1 protein-coding gene is annotated in these 617 nt (G+C 66.0%); it reads left to right on the forward strand.

The window, feature by feature from the left end; genetic code table 11:
* Nucleotides 1–194: 194 nt before the first annotated feature.
* A partial coding sequence (locus DNK89_RS23595) for an alpha/beta fold hydrolase (RefSeq protein WP_238990918.1) occupies nucleotides 195–617 on the forward strand: 423 nt, incomplete at its 3' end.

Raw genomic sequence — 617 nt, forward strand, 5'->3', positions numbered from 1 at the left:
CGGCAACCTATGCCCGCAAGGACCAGCCGGACCTGTCGATCGACTTCGAGGTGCATTACCTGATGCAGATGCTGGGCGGCGAGCCGAAGGTGTTCGGCTGGGTCGCCGGCGACGAGCAGGAGCTGCTGCGCAAACACGGCATCGGGTGACGCAGCCTCCTGCCGGCCAGATTGGATGAACGAAATCCGCGCGTCGTGCGTTCTGCCTCGATGGAACAGCAGGCGATGATCGGGTTCGAGAGCCGCAGGGTCGAGACGGCGCAGGGCGGCGTGTTCGTGCACAAGGCCGGGTTGGGACCGCCGCTGCTGCTTCTGCATGGATTTCCGCAGACAAGCCTGATGTGGCGCGACATCGGCCCGATGCTGGCGTCGCATTTCACCGTCGTTGCCGTCGACCTGCCGGGCTATGGCGCCAGCGATTGTCCGCCTGCCGATGAGCAGGGACATGGGGCCATGTCGAAACGCGCCATGGCGACGACATTGATCGAGACGATGGCAGCGCTGGGGCACGACCGCTTCGCGGTTGCCGGGCACGACCGCGGCGGCCGGGTCGCCTATCGCATGGCACTCGACCATGCCGAGGTCGTGACCAGGCTGGCAGTGCTCGACATCATTCCC

The organism is Acidovorax sp. ST3 (assembly GCF_003231145.1).
Classification (GTDB): domain Bacteria; phylum Pseudomonadota; class Gammaproteobacteria; order Burkholderiales; family Burkholderiaceae_C; genus Acidovorax.